Origin of the sequence: [Clostridium] innocuum (genome assembly GCA_012317185.1) — a bacterium.
GTDB lineage: Bacteria > Bacillota_I > Bacilli_A > Erysipelotrichales > Erysipelotrichaceae > Clostridium_AQ > Clostridium_AQ innocuum.
The window spans coordinates 1,547,066-1,567,664 of the sequence record CP048838.1 but is presented as its reverse complement, the minus strand read 5'-3'; the positions used below and the strand labels follow the sequence as shown (position 1 = coordinate 1,567,664).

The 20,599-nt window shown below is 41.7% G+C and carries 17 protein-coding genes and 1 pseudogene; 2 read left to right on the top strand and 16 right to left on the bottom strand.

What is annotated here, in order from left to right; translation table 11 throughout:
- Positions 1-6 precede the first annotated feature (6 nt).
- The 16 genes from G4D54_07525 to G4D54_07450 all read right to left on the bottom strand — a co-directional run bounded on the left by G4D54_07525 (position 7) and on the right by G4D54_07450 (position 18,346).
- Positions 7-1,707: a hypothetical protein gene (locus G4D54_07525; GenBank protein ID QJA02284.1), complete on the bottom strand. Its 1,701-nt coding sequence runs from the start codon at positions 1,705-1,707 to the stop codon at positions 7-9.
- A 526-nt stretch (positions 1,708-2,233) separates the two neighbouring features.
- A complete protein-coding gene (locus G4D54_07520; GenBank protein ID QJA02283.1) occupies positions 2,234-3,928 on the bottom strand; it encodes a proline--tRNA ligase in 1,695 nt (564 codons plus the stop codon).
- 93 nt (positions 3,929-4,021) lie between these two features.
- Positions 4,022-5,251: a U32 family peptidase gene (locus tag G4D54_07515; GenBank protein QJA02282.1), complete on the bottom strand. Its 1,230-nt coding sequence runs from the start codon at positions 5,249-5,251 to the stop codon at positions 4,022-4,024.
- An 8-nt stretch (positions 5,252-5,259) separates the two neighbouring features.
- The gene (locus G4D54_07510) at positions 5,260-6,153 is read right to left on the bottom strand and encodes a U32 family peptidase (protein ID QJA02281.1); all 894 of its coding nucleotides are present in this window, start codon (positions 6,151-6,153) and stop codon (positions 5,260-5,262) included.
- 667 nt (positions 6,154-6,820) lie between these two features.
- Positions 6,821-8,398 (bottom strand): recombinase family protein, encoded by a 1,578-nt coding sequence (locus tag G4D54_07505; protein ID QJA05168.1) that lies wholly within the window; start codon positions 8,396-8,398, stop codon positions 6,821-6,823.
- 579 nt (positions 8,399-8,977) lie between these two features.
- Positions 8,978-10,369: a dihydropyrimidinase gene (gene hydA, locus G4D54_07500; protein ID QJA02280.1), complete on the bottom strand. Its 1,392-nt coding sequence runs from the start codon at positions 10,367-10,369 to the stop codon at positions 8,978-8,980.
- Position 10,370: 1 nt separating this feature from the next.
- Positions 10,371-10,781, bottom strand: a complete 411-nt coding sequence (locus G4D54_07495) for a PTS sugar transporter subunit IIA (protein ID QJA02279.1) — start codon at positions 10,779-10,781, stop codon at positions 10,371-10,373.
- A gap of 67 nt (positions 10,782-10,848) precedes the next feature.
- On the bottom strand, positions 10,849-11,658 hold the full coding sequence (locus tag G4D54_07490; GenBank protein ID QJA02278.1) for a BtpA/SgcQ family protein: 810 nt from the start codon (positions 11,656-11,658) through the stop codon (positions 10,849-10,851).
- Positions 11,655-12,617: a translation initiation factor eIF-2B gene (locus tag G4D54_07485; protein QJA02277.1), complete on the bottom strand. Its 963-nt coding sequence runs from the start codon at positions 12,615-12,617 to the stop codon at positions 11,655-11,657. The genes G4D54_07490 and G4D54_07485 overlap by 4 nt, the downstream gene beginning before the upstream one ends.
- A gap of 24 nt (positions 12,618-12,641) precedes the next feature.
- The gene (locus G4D54_07480) at positions 12,642-13,403 is read right to left on the bottom strand and encodes an amidohydrolase (protein ID QJA02276.1); all 762 of its coding nucleotides are present in this window, start codon (positions 13,401-13,403) and stop codon (positions 12,642-12,644) included.
- A complete protein-coding gene (locus tag G4D54_07475; GenBank protein QJA02275.1) occupies positions 13,378-14,208 on the bottom strand; it encodes a PTS system mannose/fructose/sorbose family transporter subunit IID in 831 nt (276 codons plus the stop codon). The genes G4D54_07480 and G4D54_07475 overlap by 26 nt, the downstream gene beginning before the upstream one ends.
- Positions 14,209-14,226: 18 nt before the next feature.
- Positions 14,227-14,970, bottom strand: coding sequence for a PTS sugar transporter subunit IIC (locus G4D54_07470; GenBank protein ID QJA02274.1), 744 nt, complete (start codon positions 14,968-14,970; stop codon positions 14,227-14,229).
- A gap of 41 nt (positions 14,971-15,011) precedes the next feature.
- The gene (locus tag G4D54_07465) at positions 15,012-15,503 is read right to left on the bottom strand and encodes a PTS sugar transporter subunit IIB (GenBank protein QJA02273.1); all 492 of its coding nucleotides are present in this window, start codon (positions 15,501-15,503) and stop codon (positions 15,012-15,014) included.
- 21 nt (positions 15,504-15,524) lie between these two features.
- A complete protein-coding gene (locus tag G4D54_07460; protein QJA02272.1) occupies positions 15,525-16,253 on the bottom strand; it encodes an amidohydrolase in 729 nt (242 codons plus the stop codon).
- A complete protein-coding gene (locus G4D54_07455; protein QJA02271.1) occupies positions 16,250-17,014 on the bottom strand; it encodes a GntR family transcriptional regulator in 765 nt (254 codons plus the stop codon). The genes G4D54_07460 and G4D54_07455 overlap by 4 nt, the downstream gene beginning before the upstream one ends.
- Before the next feature lie 1,134 nt (positions 17,015-18,148).
- Positions 18,149-18,346 carry a site-specific DNA-methyltransferase gene (locus tag G4D54_07450; protein QJA02270.1) on the bottom strand — a complete coding sequence of 66 codons (198 nt, stop codon included), beginning with the start codon at positions 18,344-18,346 and terminating at the stop codon, positions 18,149-18,151.
- Positions 18,347-19,433: 1,087 nt separating this feature from the next.
- Here G4D54_07450 and G4D54_07445 point away from each other — a divergent pair.
- A pseudogene (locus G4D54_07445) lies at positions 19,434-19,918 on the top strand (helix-turn-helix domain-containing protein).
- A gap of 64 nt (positions 19,919-19,982) precedes the next feature.
- Positions 19,983-20,279, top strand: a complete 297-nt coding sequence (locus G4D54_07440) for a hypothetical protein (GenBank protein ID QJA02269.1) — start codon at positions 19,983-19,985, stop codon at positions 20,277-20,279.
- The last annotated feature ends 320 nt before the right edge of the window (positions 20,280-20,599 follow it).

Here is a 20,599-nt window from a genome sequence, read left to right as displayed (position 1 = left end):
ACAGACTTAGTCTTTTTCGATGAAGTCCAGCAGCTCCTTGGCCGCGATATTAATACCGTCACGGTTTTCTTTATCAAGTCCCAGGTGGGTGTAAATTTCTCCGACGAAGCAGCCGCTGTCGCGCAGTGCGACAAACATCTGGTCAATCAGAGGCTCACAAACCTCCTGCTGCTGCATCGGTCCAAACGGGTTCGCAAAGTAGGTTGTGGAAATACCGACCTCCTGTGTCGTTCCCTTGGCCATACGTTTTCCCTCCTTGCAGGTTGCCTTCGCATCCTCAAGAGTATCAAAACGATGCAGCCCCAGCTTATCATCATAGTTATTTGCATAGGCAAATAAGTCAATTCTATGATTCATCGCTACGATTTCATATGGTGCAGCCGGTGTGATAACACGGGCATTGTTGCTGGATTCCGGATTCATGAAAATGGAGCGGTCCATATCACGGTACGGGGTTCCCGGATCCAGATCATCCAGACGGATAAAGGCACCGATTTCCGTACCCTGTCCATAAGGAACACCGTCCTCCAGATGAATGGTACCCATATCATCAAAGACAACCTCAATGTCCTTAATGACATCCGCACCGGCAATTTTCAAGGCTTCAATGGATTCGGACTTACCTGCTCCGGAATCCCCCATCAGCATAATACCCTTGCGTTTTCCGCTCTTTAAGGTAATATTGACGAATGCTCCGTGAATCGGCAGCCAGCCCTTCTGCATTTTTCTTACGTTATGCAGTGTCAGTGTCATTTTCTTCAGATAACCGAAGTATTCAATACGTTCATGATAGCTGACACATCCGATCCATACATCATCCTCAGCATCATAATGGAAGGTTGTCTGTTCCTTGTCATCCTGATTCCCGAATAAACAAATCAGATCCGGTTTTTTGCGGCACTCATCCTCATTCGCCAGCTCAAACAGATTTGCCAGAGATACGGCAGAGGAAATAAAGTCACGGTGGAAGTAGATAAAAGCAAGCAGGCTTCCGACCTTGCATGGATAACAGAACCATTCATCCGGTGTTCCGGTAAATTCCGTAATCGGATTGGTATCCCGTTCTGTAAACATCCCGGTACGCTTGTTTGACTTCGGATGAAGGATCATCGGTGTCCGCAGCATAACGGACTGAATGAATTCGATATCCTTTAATGCATCGTATTTAGGGCTCAGCTTTGGATTATCAATATTTTTCACTGCAATCGATGCATTGGTACCAGCCTGCAGCTGACGGTATACACGGTTTTTTCTTCCCATGATCTGTTCCTCGATGTTACGGTACAATCCAAGAATCAGACTGGTAAAGCTGGAATCTGCGCCCACAAAGGTCAGATCCTGCAATGCATTTCCCTGTCCGATCGACATTACGGAGAATCGCTGATGCTTTTTCCAGAAGTTGTACATTTCCTCCACGAACTCCAGCAGCTTCGCTTTATCGTTCAGATATGGAGAATCCACCTCTTCCGCTTTGAATACACGCAGCATGCGGAACAGCTTCAGAATTTCAAAGGTTGCCTCTCTGGTTGTTTTGCCGTTCAATGCGTAGAAGTATAAAGCCTCGTTATCAGCTTTTAAGTAATCCAGGTAGTTATGAACATAATTACTGAACGTGGAAGAATTCAGCAGCTGGTCACCGGAATGTGCGTATCCTGCGCTGTAGTTCAGTATTGCAAGTTCTTTTGTTAAATACAATGTCTCTTTCATAATCTGCTCCTTTCAAATTCAAAAATGAAGTTGGAAAATAAAGTTAAATAACCCTATCGGGTTATATTATACAATAAAAAGAAAAAATAAGAAAGTAGTTTTTGTAATATTTTCATTTTATGAAAACTTTTTCAATTCCAATTTCTGTTTCGCAGCTGTGCTCACCTGTCGCACAGCATACTGGTAACGATTACATGATATGCGAGAGCCGGGAAAAGTATACCGCAATTTTGTCACACGCTTGTAAAAAGACCGTATTTTTTTGAAATCCTGAAGCACTTCGGTCTTCCATATATAGAAAGCGATGATGGGGATTCTCATCGTCAAGTGATCCAACCGGCTTTCATCTGTAGCTGTAAGGTACCTTTCCCATGTACCTTACAGCAGTTATTAAAAGCTTCAGCACTTGCATAGGCAGCCTGCTCTTCGCATGCATCACTTCGCGCTCTAATCTTTAGAAAAAAGTCCGAATCCCCTTCGAACTTTTTCACAGCATATTCAGACTGCCTGAAAGTCTCACGCAGACTTATTTCTGTAATTCCTTCTTGACCATGTCAACAATCTCATGCAGGGAAACATCACTGCTTTCATCAGCTGTTCTGGCACGGAATTCCACATTGCCGTCCTTGATTCCTCTGCCGACGGTGATGCGGTATGGAATACCGATCAGCTCCATATCCTTGAACTTCACTCCCGGACGTTCCTTGCGATCATCCAGCAGAACATCAATGCCTTCTTTTTTCAGTGCCTCATACAGTTCATTTCCAATGCGCATCTGTTCATCATCCTTGCTGGACACAACCACCACAGCGACCTCATACGGTGCCACGCTTGTTGGCCAGATGATACCGGATGCATCGTTATGCTGTTCCACGATTGCCGCCATGCAGCGCTCCAGACCAAAGCCATAGCATCCCATTTCCACAGGATGCAGCTTATTGTTGACATCCTGATATTCCAGACCGAGTGCCTTTGCATATTTGGTTCCCAGCTTGAAGGTGTTGCCGACCTCAATGCCCTTACAGAACTTCAGCGGTTTTCCGCATTTCGGACAAATATCCCCTTCATGAACCTGTGCAATATCCGCAACGGTTTCCACTGTGAAATCCTTCAGGTTTACATTTTTGATATGATGATCGGTTTTGTTTGCTCCAACGATAAAGTTTTTCATATTTGCCACTTCACGATCCATGATAATCGGACACTCCAGTCCAATCGGACCTGCAAAGCCAACCCTTGCATGGGTAACACGTTCCACCTCATCAAAGGACGCAAGCTCCATTTCATTTGCCTGCAGCAGCTTCAGCACCTTGGTTTCATTCAGCTCCCGATCCCCCTTCAACAGGAAGGCCATCGTTTTCCCATCAATGGAATAAATCAGTGTTTTCACAAAATCATTTACGGATTTCTGGAAGAATGCCGCAACATCCTCAATTGTTTTCGCATCCGGAGTTTCCACGATTTCCATATCCAGCGCCTCTACATCGGATGGCCTGCCGGTATCGATAACCTCGGTGATTTCCAGATTACTGGAGAAGTCACAGCCCTCACAGGTCACCACGACATCCTCCCCGATTTCGGTGATTGCCTGAAATTCCTCAGACAGAGAACCGCCCATAGCTCCGGTATCCGCCTTGACGATCTTATAGTTCAGATTGCAGCGATCCATAATATTCTTATATGCTTGAAACATCTTCATATAGGATTCCTGCAGACCGGCTTCATCAATATCAAAGGAATACGCGTCCTTCATGATGAATTCACGCACACGGATCAGGCCATAGCGCGGTCTTGTCTCATCACGGAATTTTGTCTGAATCTGATACAGGTTATATGGAAAATCCTTATAGGAGCTTCCCTTCATCATCGCTGCCATGGTAAACAGCTCTTCATGGGTCGGTCCCAGCACATAATTTTTCTGATAGCGGTCCTTTAATGCAAACATATTGGAACCAAAAGCCTCACGGCGTCCGCTTTTCTCATAAATTTCTTCCGGTATCATGGCAGGCATGAGCAGCTCCTGTGCACCTGCGGCATCCATTTCTTCACGTACGATTTCCTCAATCTTTTTCAGTACGCGTTTCCCCATAGGCATAATCATATAAATTCCACTGCTACTCTTTTTGATCATTCCCGCACGCACCAGCAGATTTCCGCTTGTACTGTCTTCATCCTTCACGTTTTCCCGCAATGTATAAAAATACGACTTACTCAGTTTCATAATCTTCTCTCCTTAGTATCCTTTATAAAGCACTGCGATATCCGACACCTTCGTTATGCCGCAATACCGCATACCCACATATCCACACACCGTTCAGTATATACCGGAGCGATTCCTTGTCACAACCTTGCGAATCATGGCGTCCTTTTCCAGACGCAGGGGTACATGGGTTCTGATTTTCTGCATTGGTGTTTTGGCAACGTCCAAGAGATTTCCATCCATATCATAGAGCTCCTGCAGCTCAAAACGTGTGGCGGATATCGTCGGTCCAAAAACCTCCGCAGCGATATGTCCGCGAAAGTTATTGCGCACCTCCAGCGTTGCCATGCCGCTTTCTTCCTCATAATCCAGAACATAGGCGATAAATTCCTGTGTCACACCGGCTCCGTTGACACCGTACAAATGCCCGTGAAAGCTCGGCATACCCTCATAGAAGCCGCACCCGGTGGGTCGGTTTTCCGCCTTTGCCAGTTCATTATAATACCATTCCATCCGTTTGTCACTCAGTCTTCCGCCTTCCGCATAAATTTCATCAATCAGCATGCGGTAGGTTTTGATCAGGGTGGCGATGTAATACGCGCTTTTCATACGTCCTTCGATTTTCAGACTGGCGATACCCGCCGTAATCAAATCCGGAATATATTTGGCAGCCATCAGATCCTTGCTGGACATGGAAAACAGATCCTGTTCATCATGCAGTGCACGATCTCCCTCATACAGACGATATTTCCAACGGCAGCTCTGCGCACACCCACCGCGATTGGCATCACGGCCCGTCATATTGTTGCTGAGTACACAGCGTCCTGAATAGGAGATACACATACCGCCATGGATGAAGACCTCCAAAGGTACCTGCGTATGAGCAGCACTTGCTTTGATTTCCTCCAGCGTAACCTCACGGCCGAGAACGACACGATCCATGCCTTTCTCCTGCCAGTAATTTGCGGCGCTGGAATTGGTGGAGGAATGCTGGGTGCTAACATGAACCTCCAGCTTCGGTGCCCATTTTTTGGCACACATCATGATGCCGGGAGAGGCAGCGATGATCGCCGTTACACCGATTCGCTCCAGCTCCATCAGATATTCCTTTAAGCCGTGTAAATCCTCTTCATGGGGCAGCATGTTCACAGTCACATGCACATGGGCGCCATGCTCCTTCGCAAAAGCAACCCCCTCTGCAATCTCCTTTAATCCGAAATTACTGGCACGGGAGCGCAGGGAAAACTGCTTGCCTCCCAGATATACGGCATCCGCACCGTACAATACCGCGATTTTCAAACGCTCCAGATCACCTGCCGGAGCGAGCAATTCTATCTTCTTCAAGCTCTCACCTACTTTACCTTGCTTGTTTTCGTATAATAGAAGCCATGACTCACATGATCCTCTTTGTATTTCTTTTCATATTCCTGATAGGTCTGACGGCCGTCCCGCACGCCCTTTAACACATCCTGATACAGACGAAGCGCTTCACATACATACTCGATATCATGGAAGATACCGTCAATGCGAAAATGCCGTACACCCGCTTCATACAGCTCCCGTATTTCTTCAAAGGAGACAAGTGTAAATCCGGTAAACACATGGGTTCCAAGCGCATCCTCAACAATCGGCATATGATCATCCCGTGTTTCCTCCATCAGATACAGCTGATGATTGTCCGTTACCGCTTCCTCTTTCCCCAGAAACTCCATATAGGCACTCAGCAGCTTCCGCTTGGAATGCATCATATTCAATCTGCCATGCAGAACGACTTCACATTCCCCCTGTACATCCCGTGCCACTGTGCACATTTCCTGCAGGGTGATTTCCTTGGATATGGTTGCCATGCGGATTCCCTCATCCAGATAATACTGCATATCCATGGCATTGGTAATCAGGGTGTCCGGGTTGTAAATAAGCCGGTCCTTCATATCAAGACGCGCTGCCTCATAAAGAACACCCTCGTCCCCGTAATAGATGCCTTCCACATCCAGCTCCTTCAAAAGCTTCAGAAAGTCACGCAGCCTCTCCAGCTCTTCCTCCACAAAAATGCGGTTGACCAGAACATACATGCTGATTTGACAACGGACACATTCCGCTTTGATATCCGGCAGCTCCTCTATTGGAAAACAGGCAGCTCCTCTCGCCGAGAAAAACGGTACCGCAATCAGTACACTCTGCGCACCTGCCGTCTTTAATTTTTCTATATCACCAAACGCAAATGGTGTTGCGATGAAATCAACCATAACGTCACCTTTCCTTTATGTGTCATGTGCACGAAGGCACCCGCTAACACTGCTTTTTATTATAATATATTCTGTACAGAAAAGGTAGGGAAAACATCTATTTCAAACAAAAAACCGCTTTTCATACCGTTGATGACCATGATGTATCCGCGGTGTACATGGAAGAAAAATGTCCAAGGACATTCCGAAAGACAAAAAGCAAAGATAGATAAATAAAGAAGGATTTTGTATAATAATATGGGTGATATATATTTCCGCTTTTGAAAACAAACATACAGTAATTGCGACGGGATATTGTGACTCTTATTTCCCAGGGTCAAAGTAACATCATAAGGCTCGTTTTGTATGTTTAAAAAAGTAAAGAATAGAAATCATGTATTATCCCAACCCGTACGCAAGCACATAAAAAAGCACACTACGCAAAAGATGGTTCTTAATCATCCATACAGAGTGTGCCTTTTATATGCAACAAATAAAAACTCACACAAATTCATGTATGAGGTATGGTTTAAATGGTGCCACATGCGTTACATATACGAACCATATATAGTATTTTTATATTTCTGACTCTTTTGTATCTACCTATATTCTTTTCTAACCCTTGGCTTATCGTCATGAATACTATACCATGATTCATGTCAATTTACCATACTTTTTTTCAAAATAGTCACTTTTTCTCATTATCATTCTCATGATATTCGATTTTAATGATTTCTTTTTTACTTAAATCAACATACATCGTTAATATAGTCTGTTCGATAAATCCTCGTTTTTCACTGTCTGACAGCTCATTCCAATTATAACCATTTACGATCTTTATTTTTCCGAACCTTGCTTTCTCTTTATTTAATTTTAAATTGATGGATTTTACGATAGTATCGTATGCTTCATCCGAGAGGAAATCTTCTGCATATTGTCTGGAGACCGTTTTAAGCTTACGCTGCAGTCTATTGATATCTCTTAGAATATCTTCTGCTTCTCTTGTATAATCTGCTTTATCTATATGCGTGATCATATCATGTATTGCCTGATGACAAATCACATCCTGGTTGATCCTCTGATTGCACTTTTTACAATAATAGTAATAATATTTTTTATTCCTCTTATATGTTGGAATACCGCCTAAGATATTTCCGCAGTTCTTACACGTTATTTTATTTCTATAATAAAATTTATTTTGTTCTTTACCGTATGCAACGCTTCTTTTTCCGACTACTTTTTTAGCTTCCATTGCATCCTCTTTACTAACGATTGCTTGCATCACATCGGGGAAGACATAGTCTTTATAGGTAAATTCACCATAATATCCATTTTCAAAAATAATTCTTTTTATTCGATCCGTGCGTAATTTGTAATCGTATATTTCCTTGATCTTTATTCGTATATCAGACAGTGGATAGCCGGCTTTGGCATACATGAATATGCTTTTTATGATAGGGGCCGTCTCTTCATTGATGGTTAGATATTTTTCTTTATCTTTAGAATAACCAAGAAGGACCCCACTTTTCGGATATTTTCCTTCCATTGCCATCTGCAACAGACCGTCATTTGTTCTCTCGACAATCGTTTCTCTTTCCCATTGGGCAAAGATAGCAAGGATGCCGACGACTAGTTTTCCATTCGCTGTAGTGATATCCAGATTATCCATGACTGCTACAAGGTTCACATCATTATTTGCAAACATATTCAGGAGTTCATATGTATCGATCACATTCCTGGTCAAACGATCTAGTTTGTAAATGATAATCTCATCCAGCTTTCGATCCCTGACATCCTGCAGCATTTGTTTGATGCTAGGACGCTCAAGTGTCGAAGCAGAATGTCCTTCATCTATATACAACACCGCCTCAGTATAATCATCATTAAATAAATGCATATAGTCCTGGCATTTATTTTTTTGATTATCTATGGAGTAGCCGAGCGTCTGTTCTCTGGTGGATACACGACAATATATGCCGATTCGCTTTTTCTTTTTTATCTCTTTATTTTCTATCCCTAATTTATCATAAATGTCGGCTCTCCAGAAATTGCCGGTCCTCTGTCTGACAACACTTGTGAAAGTCATATGTTCCATCTTTCGTAGATAAGCACCTTGAGCCTTGACCGTAATGCGATCTAGGATAGAAATGACTCTTATTTTCATACGGAACGATATGTCGAGAATGTCCTGCACAGCCGCAGGATCCGACGATAATTCATCCGCACGTAATACGATTAGATCATCTGGGCGGAAGCTGTGGATCATCGCGATAAGAATAGTAGGGTAGTTATTTCCCTTCTGTATGAAACATATATTATGTGGCTGATAATTATTTATTTGTAGATAAGATTGCAGCTTTGTTTTTTTTATCGTATTCTCCATGACAACGATGGCTTTTCTATTTTGGTTATCTGTAGCCATCATGTAATTTCTTTTTAATTCTGTCTTTCTAATAATCCCTGCATTTAGCATTTTGTTTATGTTCCTCCTTTTTTTGGATAAAAGAGACAGAAAAAGAGATACCCTCATTGTATCAATGATAGGTATCTCTTTCTGACGATAAGCGCTTAGATTAGATTAGAATATAAGCAACTATATTATATTCATATAAAGATACATTTTCAATATTTACTTTTAATAATTTTGTGTGAAATTATGTGAATGTTCAAAAATAAAAGCCCGATCTTACCCGAACTCTGCCAAAAATGATGTCCGCTCGCTGTTCTATCATTATAATTCTTTAATTTCAAGTGTTGTATCATCTGCACCTTTTGTACGCTATTACATATAATATTCAGAGTAATCGTTATAACTCTCACCTCCAATTTATAAAAAGAATAACAGTCACTGACCGTTATCCTTTTCTCTATATCCATAACACAGGGATGACTGTAATTTTATGATTCTGCCTGTTCCCTTTCCTATATACTCATTATGGTTCACAATCTGTATACCTCTCAGATAGACTGCACGTATCTTGCCAAAGACTTCATGTCCGGCAAAAGTTGCATAATCGATGCCTTCATGTGCATCACTGTCTTGCAGAGTTTGATGGCCTTCAGGGTCATAAATAACGATATCTGCATCGTAACCGGGCTGAAGTCTTCCTTTCTTTGTAATTCCGCATACATCAGCTGGTCCAGAAGAGAACATCTGTACAAACTCTTGTTTGCTGATGCGCTGTTTACAGACCCCTTCACTCCACAACATCTGTAGACGATGTTGCACACCTGGCGCACCATTAGGTACTTTAGAGAAATCATGATACGCTTCGATCTTCTTTTTATATCCGCCGCTAACTGCACAATGATCAGAACTTACAGCCTCAATCATATGTTCATGAATTCCATGCCACAATGCATCTTGATCTTGTTCTTTACGCAGTGGAGGTGAGCATATATAACGTGCACCCAGAAGTCCCTCTTTTGCAAGATCATCTTCATTCAATATCAAATAATGGGTACATGTTTCACAAAATACAGGCTGCCCCTCGCGTTTTGCATTCATGATTTTTAAAAGAGCCTCTTTTGTGGAAATATGCACAAAAAAGATTGGAATATCACACCATTTTGCATAAGCAATCATTCGCTCTACCATTTCTGCCTCACTCTGTACATCTCGAGCATCAGCATGATATTTTGGCGCAATACAACCTTCTTTAAGTAGATCTTCTGTTCTGCAGGCAATCATATCCGCATTCTCCGCATGTACCATCAGCAACAGTCCACTGTTTCGAATCTTCTGCATAACACGCAGTATAGATGCATCATCTGCATAGTATGGTGTCCCTTTATAGGCCGTAAATACCTTTAACGCAGAAACGCCATATCCAGGCAGTTCCTGAATTTCTTCGATGACTTCCTCGCGTATATCCATCAACATGCTGTGAAAAGCAACATCAATATAAGGATAACGCGCTGCCTTTTCCTGCTGTGACATCAGCGCCTCTTTCAGCGACTGTCCTTTTTCCTGATCGACGAAATCAACAACTGTTGTCGTACCACCAAGGGCAGCTGCTTCTGATGTCTCAAAAGAACAGCTGTTAAAGGAACCAAAATGTGTATGTTCATCGATGCCTCCAGCAAACACATAACAGCCGGATACATCAACAACATAATCTGCCATATCCACAAGATTCTCTCCAAGAGCTAAGATTTTTTCGTCTTCAAATACAATATCGCCAGTAAATTCACCATTTTCCAGCAGTATGATACCCTGATGAATACATGTTTTCATATCACATGCCCATCTGTGAAAGATCAAATCGCTTCATGGCAGTTCTAGCACTGTTCATGGTCGTTTCCAGTAATGTATCCATATCATCCACAATATCTCTTGTCAGAGAGAGTTCCAGCAGAAATGGAAAACTGATACCAGAGACGATTTCTACATCTTGATGTTGCATACTATATAACAGTGCGGTCTTATAAGGCGTACCACCATCTAAATCACACGCAATCAGCACATTATCACATTCACTCATCTTGTCAGCTGTCTCTTTGAGTTCTTCCAGCAGTCCATCCATATCTTTATCTTCTGTAAAATCGATCCATGCCACATGTTCTTGTTCACCGCCAATCAGTTCCAGCGTACTGTACAACCCACTAGCAAAGTGACCATGTCCCATGATAATAATTTCCATATTCATATTGTTACCTGACACATGCAATATGTCTTATCCTTTCTTATGGAAGATAAAAAGGGAATACATCTTTTTATCTGTTATTACGCAGTCTGCGTGCTTCTTTTACGCCGTCCATGAAGATGCGTGCTTTTTCAGGATCAATCGGATTTTTCATATTTCCATTCTTGACCCATGTCCCTACGCTCACACCATCATAACAGGTCAGTATTTCTCTGATGTTATCACCATTGGATCCAGCACTGAGAAACAGCGGTACATCATCACCAAGACGTTTGCGCACATCATGATAGATCTGCATGCTCTCCTCTGTCGTGCGCCCACCGATGAACAGTCCATCCGCAAAGGCATTCTGTACACTGTCCCATGCAGCATCGACAATCTTCTTTCCACCAATCTGTTCATAATGTATTTCCTGTACATCTGCATATACAGGAATACGAGATCCAAGACGTTTGCGCATCATGCATACATCCACACACTGTGCATGCATCAATCCTGCATATCCTACTTCCATACCAGTATAAGTATGTTCTATCCGTATGAAATCTGCCTGTACCGCATCTGCAACAGCAAGTGATGCTACACCATCCCAATCAATCAGAATTCCCTGAATCATGTTGGGAAAGCGGCGTTTTAGTTCATAAGAAAGCACACTCATATAGGCAATCGTTTCGGGGGATGCTATCTGCTTTACAGGTGCATCATTACGATTCTGTATGATATAGCCGTCAAAACCGGTGTTCTGTATCATTTCCACTTCCTTGATACTAATATCCATAACTTCCTGAAAAGACATACCAGTATTGCGATAACTTCCAGGGCATGGTTCCGGCTGAATCATACAAAGGGCTAATGGAAAATTTGTTTTTTTTATACTCATTGACGTTCCTCCAGTTCTTTTGCATACGCCCTGGCTTCCACATACAGTCCAGAAGGAGGCAATATGCCTTTTTCAGTTATATAGCCACGAATCATTTCAGCTTCAATTTCCAAAAGTTTGAATCCGCTGAAATCTACATTTGAGCGGACATCCTCATCCCAATGAGATGCAAGTCGTTCACCATAGTCAAATGGCATGGCAGAGCAGCGTACATAACCTTCCAGCGGACGCATATCAAGCTTGATCAGCGGAGTCAACACATAGAGTGGTTTATGTATGGTGACGCAAAGCATCGCAACGATATCAGAACCGATCGTGTTGAATACCGTACCATCCGGATAGATCGTTTCTGCTCCTATGAAGACAGCCTGACATTTTTTCATGGCAGACAGCATTGTTGTATCTGGAATGAAGTGGACATGGTGACCACTTGCAAGTGCATTTTTCACAAACGGACGTCCGCCATCAAGTGCCCTGCTTTCACAGATATAAATGTGACGCCCAGAAGGCAGTGCGGATACAAAAGCATCTACAGTACTTGAATAATCGAATATCATAATAGATTCCATATTTTCACAAAGATGTACACCATAAGATACTAATGTTTCTGTATCCTTTTTTGCCTGTTTATCATACGCTGTAATCTGTTCTTTGACAATCTGTCGTATTTCTTCTACATCATGACCATGAAGATGTTCATATCCTCGTGTAAATATCATAATGGCATTGTAAATGGCACGACTGTTCTGCCCTCTGGTATCCTTAAAGAACTGTGCACACTTCCCTAAAAGAGTCAGCATTTCCTCACTGTCCAGATCCTGATCCGCAATATCCAGAAGGATCTTCTGAATCAGGCGGGTATGGGCATTAGCGCCGAGCACACGACTGTATACGATATCATCAAATTTTGATACCGCAGCAGAAGGCAGCAGTTCCCTCATTTCTTCTTTGCTATACATATATATCCTCCTTGCTTACACGTCCTATAAGTGAAGAAGACGCTGTGCGTTTTTGTTATATAACGCTTCTGAAAGCGATGATTCCATTTTCAGAAGATCAAATGTGTGAATGGAACAATCGCTGAATTTATGTGGATAATGGGTGCCGAACAAAAACTTGTCCTGTGGTATGTTGGCAAATGCTTTGCGCAGAATAGGAAATTCATACATGCAGGATGTCTCAACAAACAGATTTTTGCGATTCTTTACCAGTTCCACACATCCATATCCAAAGTCCGTGGTCCCCATATGCAGAAGAACCATAACAAGATCTGGATGACGATCCGCATAGAATGCCCACTGTGCCGGCATGGTGCGACAACCCCATCCCGTAAACACGTTGACAATGATACCTTTTTCTTCACAGACTGTCATAATTTCTTCCATATGAGGTGCAATTTCCGGAAAGTAACAGTGTTCATTAGAGTCTAGCTCTATCGCAGAAAACACACCCATATCAATCACCCGATGCAGTTCTTTCATCACATCACGTTCCTTCGGATTCAAAACTGCACAGCCGATCAGTTTATCAGGATGCTGTTTTATTGCTTCAGCAACCACATTATTCTGATGAACGATATCATACCCTTCAAGGGCAGATATCATTCTCATATCAATTTTATTTTCATCCATATCATGGAGACAGCTTTCGACATCATAAGTATCGCTGTCACGGTTCCATTTCAGATGTGCGTGATAATCGATTATCATATCGAATACCTTATGAAGCCAGGATACCGCATGCATAACCGATGACACCAACTGCCATGGTCAACAGCATCAGCAGAATTGGATTGGCTTTCTTTTTCTTCATCAGCCATAGCATCAGCAATGTATATAATACAGGCAGAAGACCTGGAACCATTCTATCCAGTGTCGTCTGAATACTTACCTCTGTCTCACCAGCCATATAAGACCATGGAATTGACATAGAAACAAAGTTACTTACGAAGCCACCAATGACAACATAAGCAGCAATACCTGCATAACGTGTCATCTTGGAAATCATACCACTGCTCTGCATGGCACCTACAAATGCGACTCCTTTTTCATAGCCTTTGAAAATACCGATGTAACGTATTACCTGACCTACGATTGCCATAACAGCAACAAAGATAACAGGCCCTAGAACACTTGTATAATTGCTGGCGATAACCATGGAGATAGCCAAACCTGCCATGATCGGACGCAGTGTTCCATGATACAGGGAATCACCAATGCCAGCGAGAGGTCCCATAAGTGCTGATTTAATGGCACCGATACTGACAGGATCAAAGTCATGTTCATTGGCATTGCGTTCTTCCATTGCGGCTGTTAAACCAATGACGAAGTGAGAAAGACGCGCTTCTGTAAGGAACAGTTCTGTATGTCTACGATACGCGTCTTTTTTCTCTTCTGGATCGCTGTATACTTTTTCCAGCACCGGAATCATGGAGAAGACGAATCCAGGGGCTTCCTGTTTTTCATAGTTGAAGCCGGTAACAAATCCTTCAGAATAGAAGAACAGTTTCCATAAATCTTTTTTTGTAAGTTTTGTATTAATTTCAGCCATGTCCATATACCCCTTTCCTTATGCTTCCTGCTTATTGTCATTGTAGTACGCCATAGCGACACAGACAACTGCAACCAGTGTGATTCCGATGTTTCCAATTTTCAAAAAACTTGAGAAAAAGAATCCTATGATGAAATAATACCAAATTCCTTTTACATTGATGGATTGTAACAATAATGCCAGTCCAACAGCACCGATCATACCACCACCAACAGCAAGACCATCAATAATCACCTTTGGTACAGCATCAATGATTGCCTGTACAGCATCAGCCCCAAAGTAGATTGCCATGAAAGTCGGAATGACAAACAAAATTAGATTGAAGATATTCGGCCACACCTGTGTATTCATGATGATACCAATTTTACTTCCACGCTCAACAGCAGCTTCCATGCGATGCTGTGTCCATACACACAATGCCATGTTACGGAAATACATACCCATCTGACCAAGTATCGCTAATGGTAATGCCGTCGCAAGTGCAAGCTGCTGATTACCGGATATACATGCGAATGCGGCAGCAATACCAGTTGAGAAGGTCTCTTCTGGAGGCAGCGCCGTACCAACAAATACCTGCCCCAGAAACATCAGCTCAATTGTACAGCCGACCTGCAGCCCGATATTGATATCTCCCATGATTGCCCCGACAATCGGTCCTACCACGATAGGACGGTATGTGAAAAACTGTGTGACATATTTATCAAAGAATGTTATCCACATGAAGATACTGACCATAATTGCTTTCAATAATAGATTTTCCATTTTTTTATCCCTTTCTTCACTGTTATGTTCTGTGTATGTTGTTAATACTTTTTCAGCAGTTCCATTGCATCAATGCTCTTGTCATTTGGTACGGCACGAATATCCAGATGGATACCTTTGGCTGCCAGTGCTTTCAGACATTCCACATCCTGTGCTTCCACAAAGATGAAACTCAACAGCTTCTTTCTTCCTGTTTCTGAACGTGCATTGCTGATATTTCCCACATTGATGGTATCAATATGAAATCCCAAATTGCATAGTGCCAACGCTGTTGCAGGGTTACGCAGCATCAGCAGAACTTTTTTATCATCCAGTTCACTCGATGCCAGCAGCTGTGCTGCTTCATTTATCGTTTTGATTAGCAGATTGATATTGGCAGGTGCCACAAGTTTCAGAAGCATCTGCTGTGTTGCATCACCTGCTGCCATATCATCGGCAATCAGAATCGTGTCTGCCTGTGCATCCGCAATCCATCGTGTTACGATCTGTCCATGAATCAGACGATCATCAATTCTCATAGTTGTAACTGACATAACATACTTCCTCCTGTTTCGTTATCGCTCCCATAGAAACTGCGCATTACGCCAGAAGACATCTTCAAGCTCATCCTCATCAAGTCCCAGATGATACAGCTTCTGTATTTCGATATTTGTTGGTTTATATGGCCAGTCCGTACCGAACAGTATCCGCTTTGAACCTAATACATCTACGGCTTCCTGCAGGATATCTGCTTCCATATTGGCGCTTGTTTCCACCCAGAAATTATCCAGGTTCTTGATTGCTTCAATACATGCGTGTCCAAATTCACGGCCACAAATATGAGTGAACACAAATTTCATATGCGGGCGTTTCTTCGCATGTTCAATCCATACAAACGGCGTACACAGCGGGCTTGCCCCTCCATGTATTTGTACATGAACACCATATTCACCAATGGCATCCAGCACACCACCAAGGCTTGGGCAGTTTTCGGCTGCATAACCATGTTTCCATGGCATGAATTTGACACCATTCATATGGCATTCACCTAATGTCCGATGTACTTCATCTATTGCATCAGGTGCTTTGGGATCAATATCTGCATATCCTTCAATCACTTCGGGAAATTCACACATGGCCTCATAGACCAAATCATTCTGTGCGCGCACTCCATTGCCAGATAAGGAACAGATACCGACCTTGCTGATTCCGAATGCCTTCAAATCCTCTACGAGCTGTGCAGCACTGTTGGCATCCCCTGATCTTGTCTTTCCCAAATGGGAGTGAAAATCATATCGTTTCACGAACGATTACCTCCATCTTTCACATTGACGATATGTACGTAATATTTGTAAGTTTCCGCTATATACGAGTTTTGTGAGAACTCAACCGGATGTCCTTCACTGTCGTAGGTGACGCGCTCTTTGTATACCAGCGGCTGTGTTTCTTCCAAAAACAAATCCCTGCGCAGTTCAAAACTGGCCATCTTCACTTCCAATGTCTCATCAGCACTTCCCAGAGATATGCCATTCTCTTCCAAATATTCATACAAAGACGTCGTTGTATCAAAATCATCCTCGCATATCTCAATACCAATTCTTGAACTGATATGGGATTCATGCAGAGCGATAATCTTACCATTCAACAGACGCAGACGTTTAAGATAGGTGATACTCTCACCTGGCTCAATCTGCAGCCTGTCCGCTACTTTAACACTTGCTTCCATTTTACGACACGCAAGAATAATAGAACCCGGTTTGTCACCTTTCACCTTTGCATCTCCACTGAAACTCGTGAAAGAAGACAAGGGTTTCTCCTTCTTGATACGTTCTACAAAGGTACCTTTACCGCGTATTTTACGCAGATACCCATCATGTTCCAGGTCTGATATGGCTCTTCTTACCGTAATCCGGCTGATATCGAAGAGTTCCTGCATATCTTTTTCGGATGGAATCGCCTCCCTTTCTTTGAATGTTCCATCGTCAATACACTCTTTGATGAAGCGATAGAGCTGCTGATGGATCGGCGCTTTTGAATCTCTGTCCAGACTGAACTTTTTTCCCATGGTTAACACCCCACTTGTTATAACCTAAATATACCACGTTATAACCATAGCTGTCAACAGATGATATAAAATATTTTAAAATTTATTTATATACAGTCTGAAATGAGCATATGAACCCCAAAAATACAAAATGAATAGAAAAATCCGTCAATACGTTATAACGTGTTCACAAATGAGGTAAATATTGGTATTAAGAAAAGTGATACATGTTATGATTTCATATATCACTTCTACAACCTCTATAATGTTTTCCTGCTTCAAAGGCTTTCTTCATAGCTACGCATGTATCGATATTCCCCATCTCATATGTCCCCCAGGCCATAAATAACACCTGCAGCGCATACCATCATGACAGTCAAATAATCCACGGAAACTTTCCAGCACATGCTGCATCTGTGTACAAACCTCATCTGGTGCCGTCATGATGATATAATCTTCATTGCCTAATGACATATAGCGAGGACAGGTGCAATCAATCAGTGTTTTCAGTGTGCACTCATATTATAAAAGTACACCAATGTTCCAAAGACGATGATATCCGCCTTCTCCATATCATCCTTCTGCACACAATATCCACCAGGATGAGCGACTATAAAGAAAAAGTGTATCTATGAAATGCAAGAAATGCGGGTGCGAAGAAGAAGTTCCACAATGGGTTCTGGCTGAATTAAATGATTTTAGTGATGATAAAACATATTAAATGATATGCCTGAATGTTATGATACAATGTTTGAAAAAGATAAAATGAGCTGATTTCCCATCAGCTGTTTTGTCATATTCAGTTCAAGACTTTTTGCACTTTGTTTGATAATGAAAAGAGCCGCGTCCTTGATCTGATCCCTGTCAAGTAGACACATAAAATAAAATTTTTATCCCATTTATTTTTTTACCATTTGCACAATAGCAGCTCTCTTCATGTTTTTATTTACTTCTACTCAGTTGAATCTCTTTCGAACCCTATATTTATGGTTTGAATAAACTTTTGTAGAAGATAATTCCACTTTTTTCCGCCTTTTGGAAGTGAAATTTAGCTTTTCACTTCATCATTTTTTTCAAATAGTATCTTTTTTCTGCTTTTTATAACAAGATATGATAAGTAAAGTAAATTCGTTTAACACAAAAGCCTCATTTTATTTATCCTGTTTTGTGAAATATCAAGATACTTTTTTCTTTTTCAATTTCTATAAATGACCGATTATACCTTACTGTAGCTGCCCCGGTCGTACCGGAACAACTCAAAGGGTCAAGGATCACATCTCTTTCTTCAGAAGAGTTGAGCACTAGATCCTCTATGATAGCTTGTGGTTTCACTGTTGGATGACCATATAACATCTTGTTTATTTATTTGTAGGCGTGATCCAGTATGTGTGACCTCTTTGATATGTAGTATGTAATTGTGTGCATTTCCGAAAATACAAGCAATATTCTTTATCGTTTAGATAGTACTTTCCACATGCCGGTATAGGATTAGTTTTAATCCATACCAGGATATCATAATTACAGACGTGTTCTTCCACAAAAAAAATCAAGATAGGGGATGATCAGTTGACGGTTACACCATGTATAGATTTTGACTATTTTCAGCACACTAAGAAAGTAGTCCAATATCGAAAGCTCTATGCCAGAAGTAAGATCATCCGCAGATAACTCCCTTATCACTGAACGATAACTTTCCGATATCATTCTTCATACAAGATGTATTTTTTGTATCGATGTCATAATGGGGAGAGCGAATATCATCACGTAACATCGTTTCCTTCACTTTTTTTGCTTTCGTTGTATCTACATTCTACACACTATTTATAAAAATGCAAACCACTTTTTTGCATTTTTATATGGACAGTAAAAAAATATCTTTAACTCATTCGAAAAGGTTGAACAACCGATTAGTTGGAATAACGCTTTTAGAGTTTTACAAAGCGTTGTATCTTATCCAGAGGATTGCCGATTCTAATCAATGGAATTACTAAGAAAACTCAGTTGCCTTGATGATGTATGAGAATGCGATGAATCAAAAGATTATCATGAATAACAAGAAAATTATTGTCATAAAATGTTGGAAACATGTAAATGATTCGGTGTTTCTGATAACTGATCTGTTCAGCAATGAGAAGAGCATATATACTGGAGCAGGTGATGATCTGTCTGATTTTATGATAGAGAGCAATTTTCGATTTCTGGATGAGATATGCTGTTTGAAAGTATAAATAAGAGCGTAAATGCTTGTTACTCTGATGTCACAGATAAAGTAAGCTGTGAATATAGATTTTTGGTCTGGTTGGGGAGTGTAAAATAAGTATGCAGACTAGTGTTATGACCTTGTGATATTTAATTAAATTTTCTGGTAATCACAGCTGCCCTGATGTATGATAAAAAGAAACGGCAGTGATCCCTATGGCAAGACCAAAAAAAATATAATATCCATCTTACAGAAAAAGAATTGAAAACGTTGAAATCTTCTATCCGTAAGAAAGGAACATCAAAAACGATCCGCAGCAGATGCCAGATCATTCTCAATCTGGACGAATCCCACGGAAAAGATTTAACCCATGAACAAAGTGCAAGATCGAATGGTGTCTGCATGGCAACGGTTACCAATACTGTGACGAAATATATGAATGGCGGCATTGACGCCGTTACTGAAATTAAGAGGAACATAAATTCAGATAATGCAAGGCGCAAGGATGACGGACGTACAGAAGCTCGGCTGATCGAACTTGCCTGCGGAGCCGTTCCGGAGGGGCATTCCCGTTGGACAATCTGTCTGCTTGAAAAAGAATCCAAAGTGATCTTGGAAACTCCCGTGGGCAGGGAGGCAATCCGCAAGGCCCTAAAAAAACAAACTTCAACCTCACAAAAACGACTACTGGTGCATCCCAGCAAAAAAAGATCCGGAATTCATAGCTGTATGGAAGATATTCTTGACGTTTACGAACTTCCCTATGATAAGAAACATCCGGTGGTATGCATGGATGAAAAACCATACCAGCTTCTTGGTGAGGCAAGGGAACTACTGCCGATGATTCCGAGAAGTGACCGAAAAACAGATTCCGAATATGTCCGTAACGGCACTGTCAGCATATTTGCTTTTATAGAACCGCCTGGAAGGATGCATCATGTAAGTGTAAGAGAACACCGCACAGCGCTTGACTGGGCAGAAGAAATCAGATACATTACAGACGACATGTATCCGGATGCTGAAAAAATCGTCCTTGTGATGGATAACCACAAAACTTTCTCATTGTATAAGCGCTATCCACCGTAAGAAGCAAGACGCATCCTGATAAGGCTGGAGATCCATTATACCCCAAAGTATGGGAGTTGCTGGATATTGCTGAAATAGAGCTTCATGTAATGACTAGAAATGCCTCAGCCGCCGCATCGCTGAAATAGGACTGTTACGCAGCGAACTGTCTGCATGGGAAACAGAACGGAATACACTGGCAGCAAAGGTCAACTGGCATTTTAGAACCAGTGAAGCCAGAATAAAACTCAGTTCACTGTATCCCACATTTACTACTGCCTCTTAACGAGGTGGTATTATTATTAAAAATCATTGAGTCATTACACTAGTTGCTTCAATAC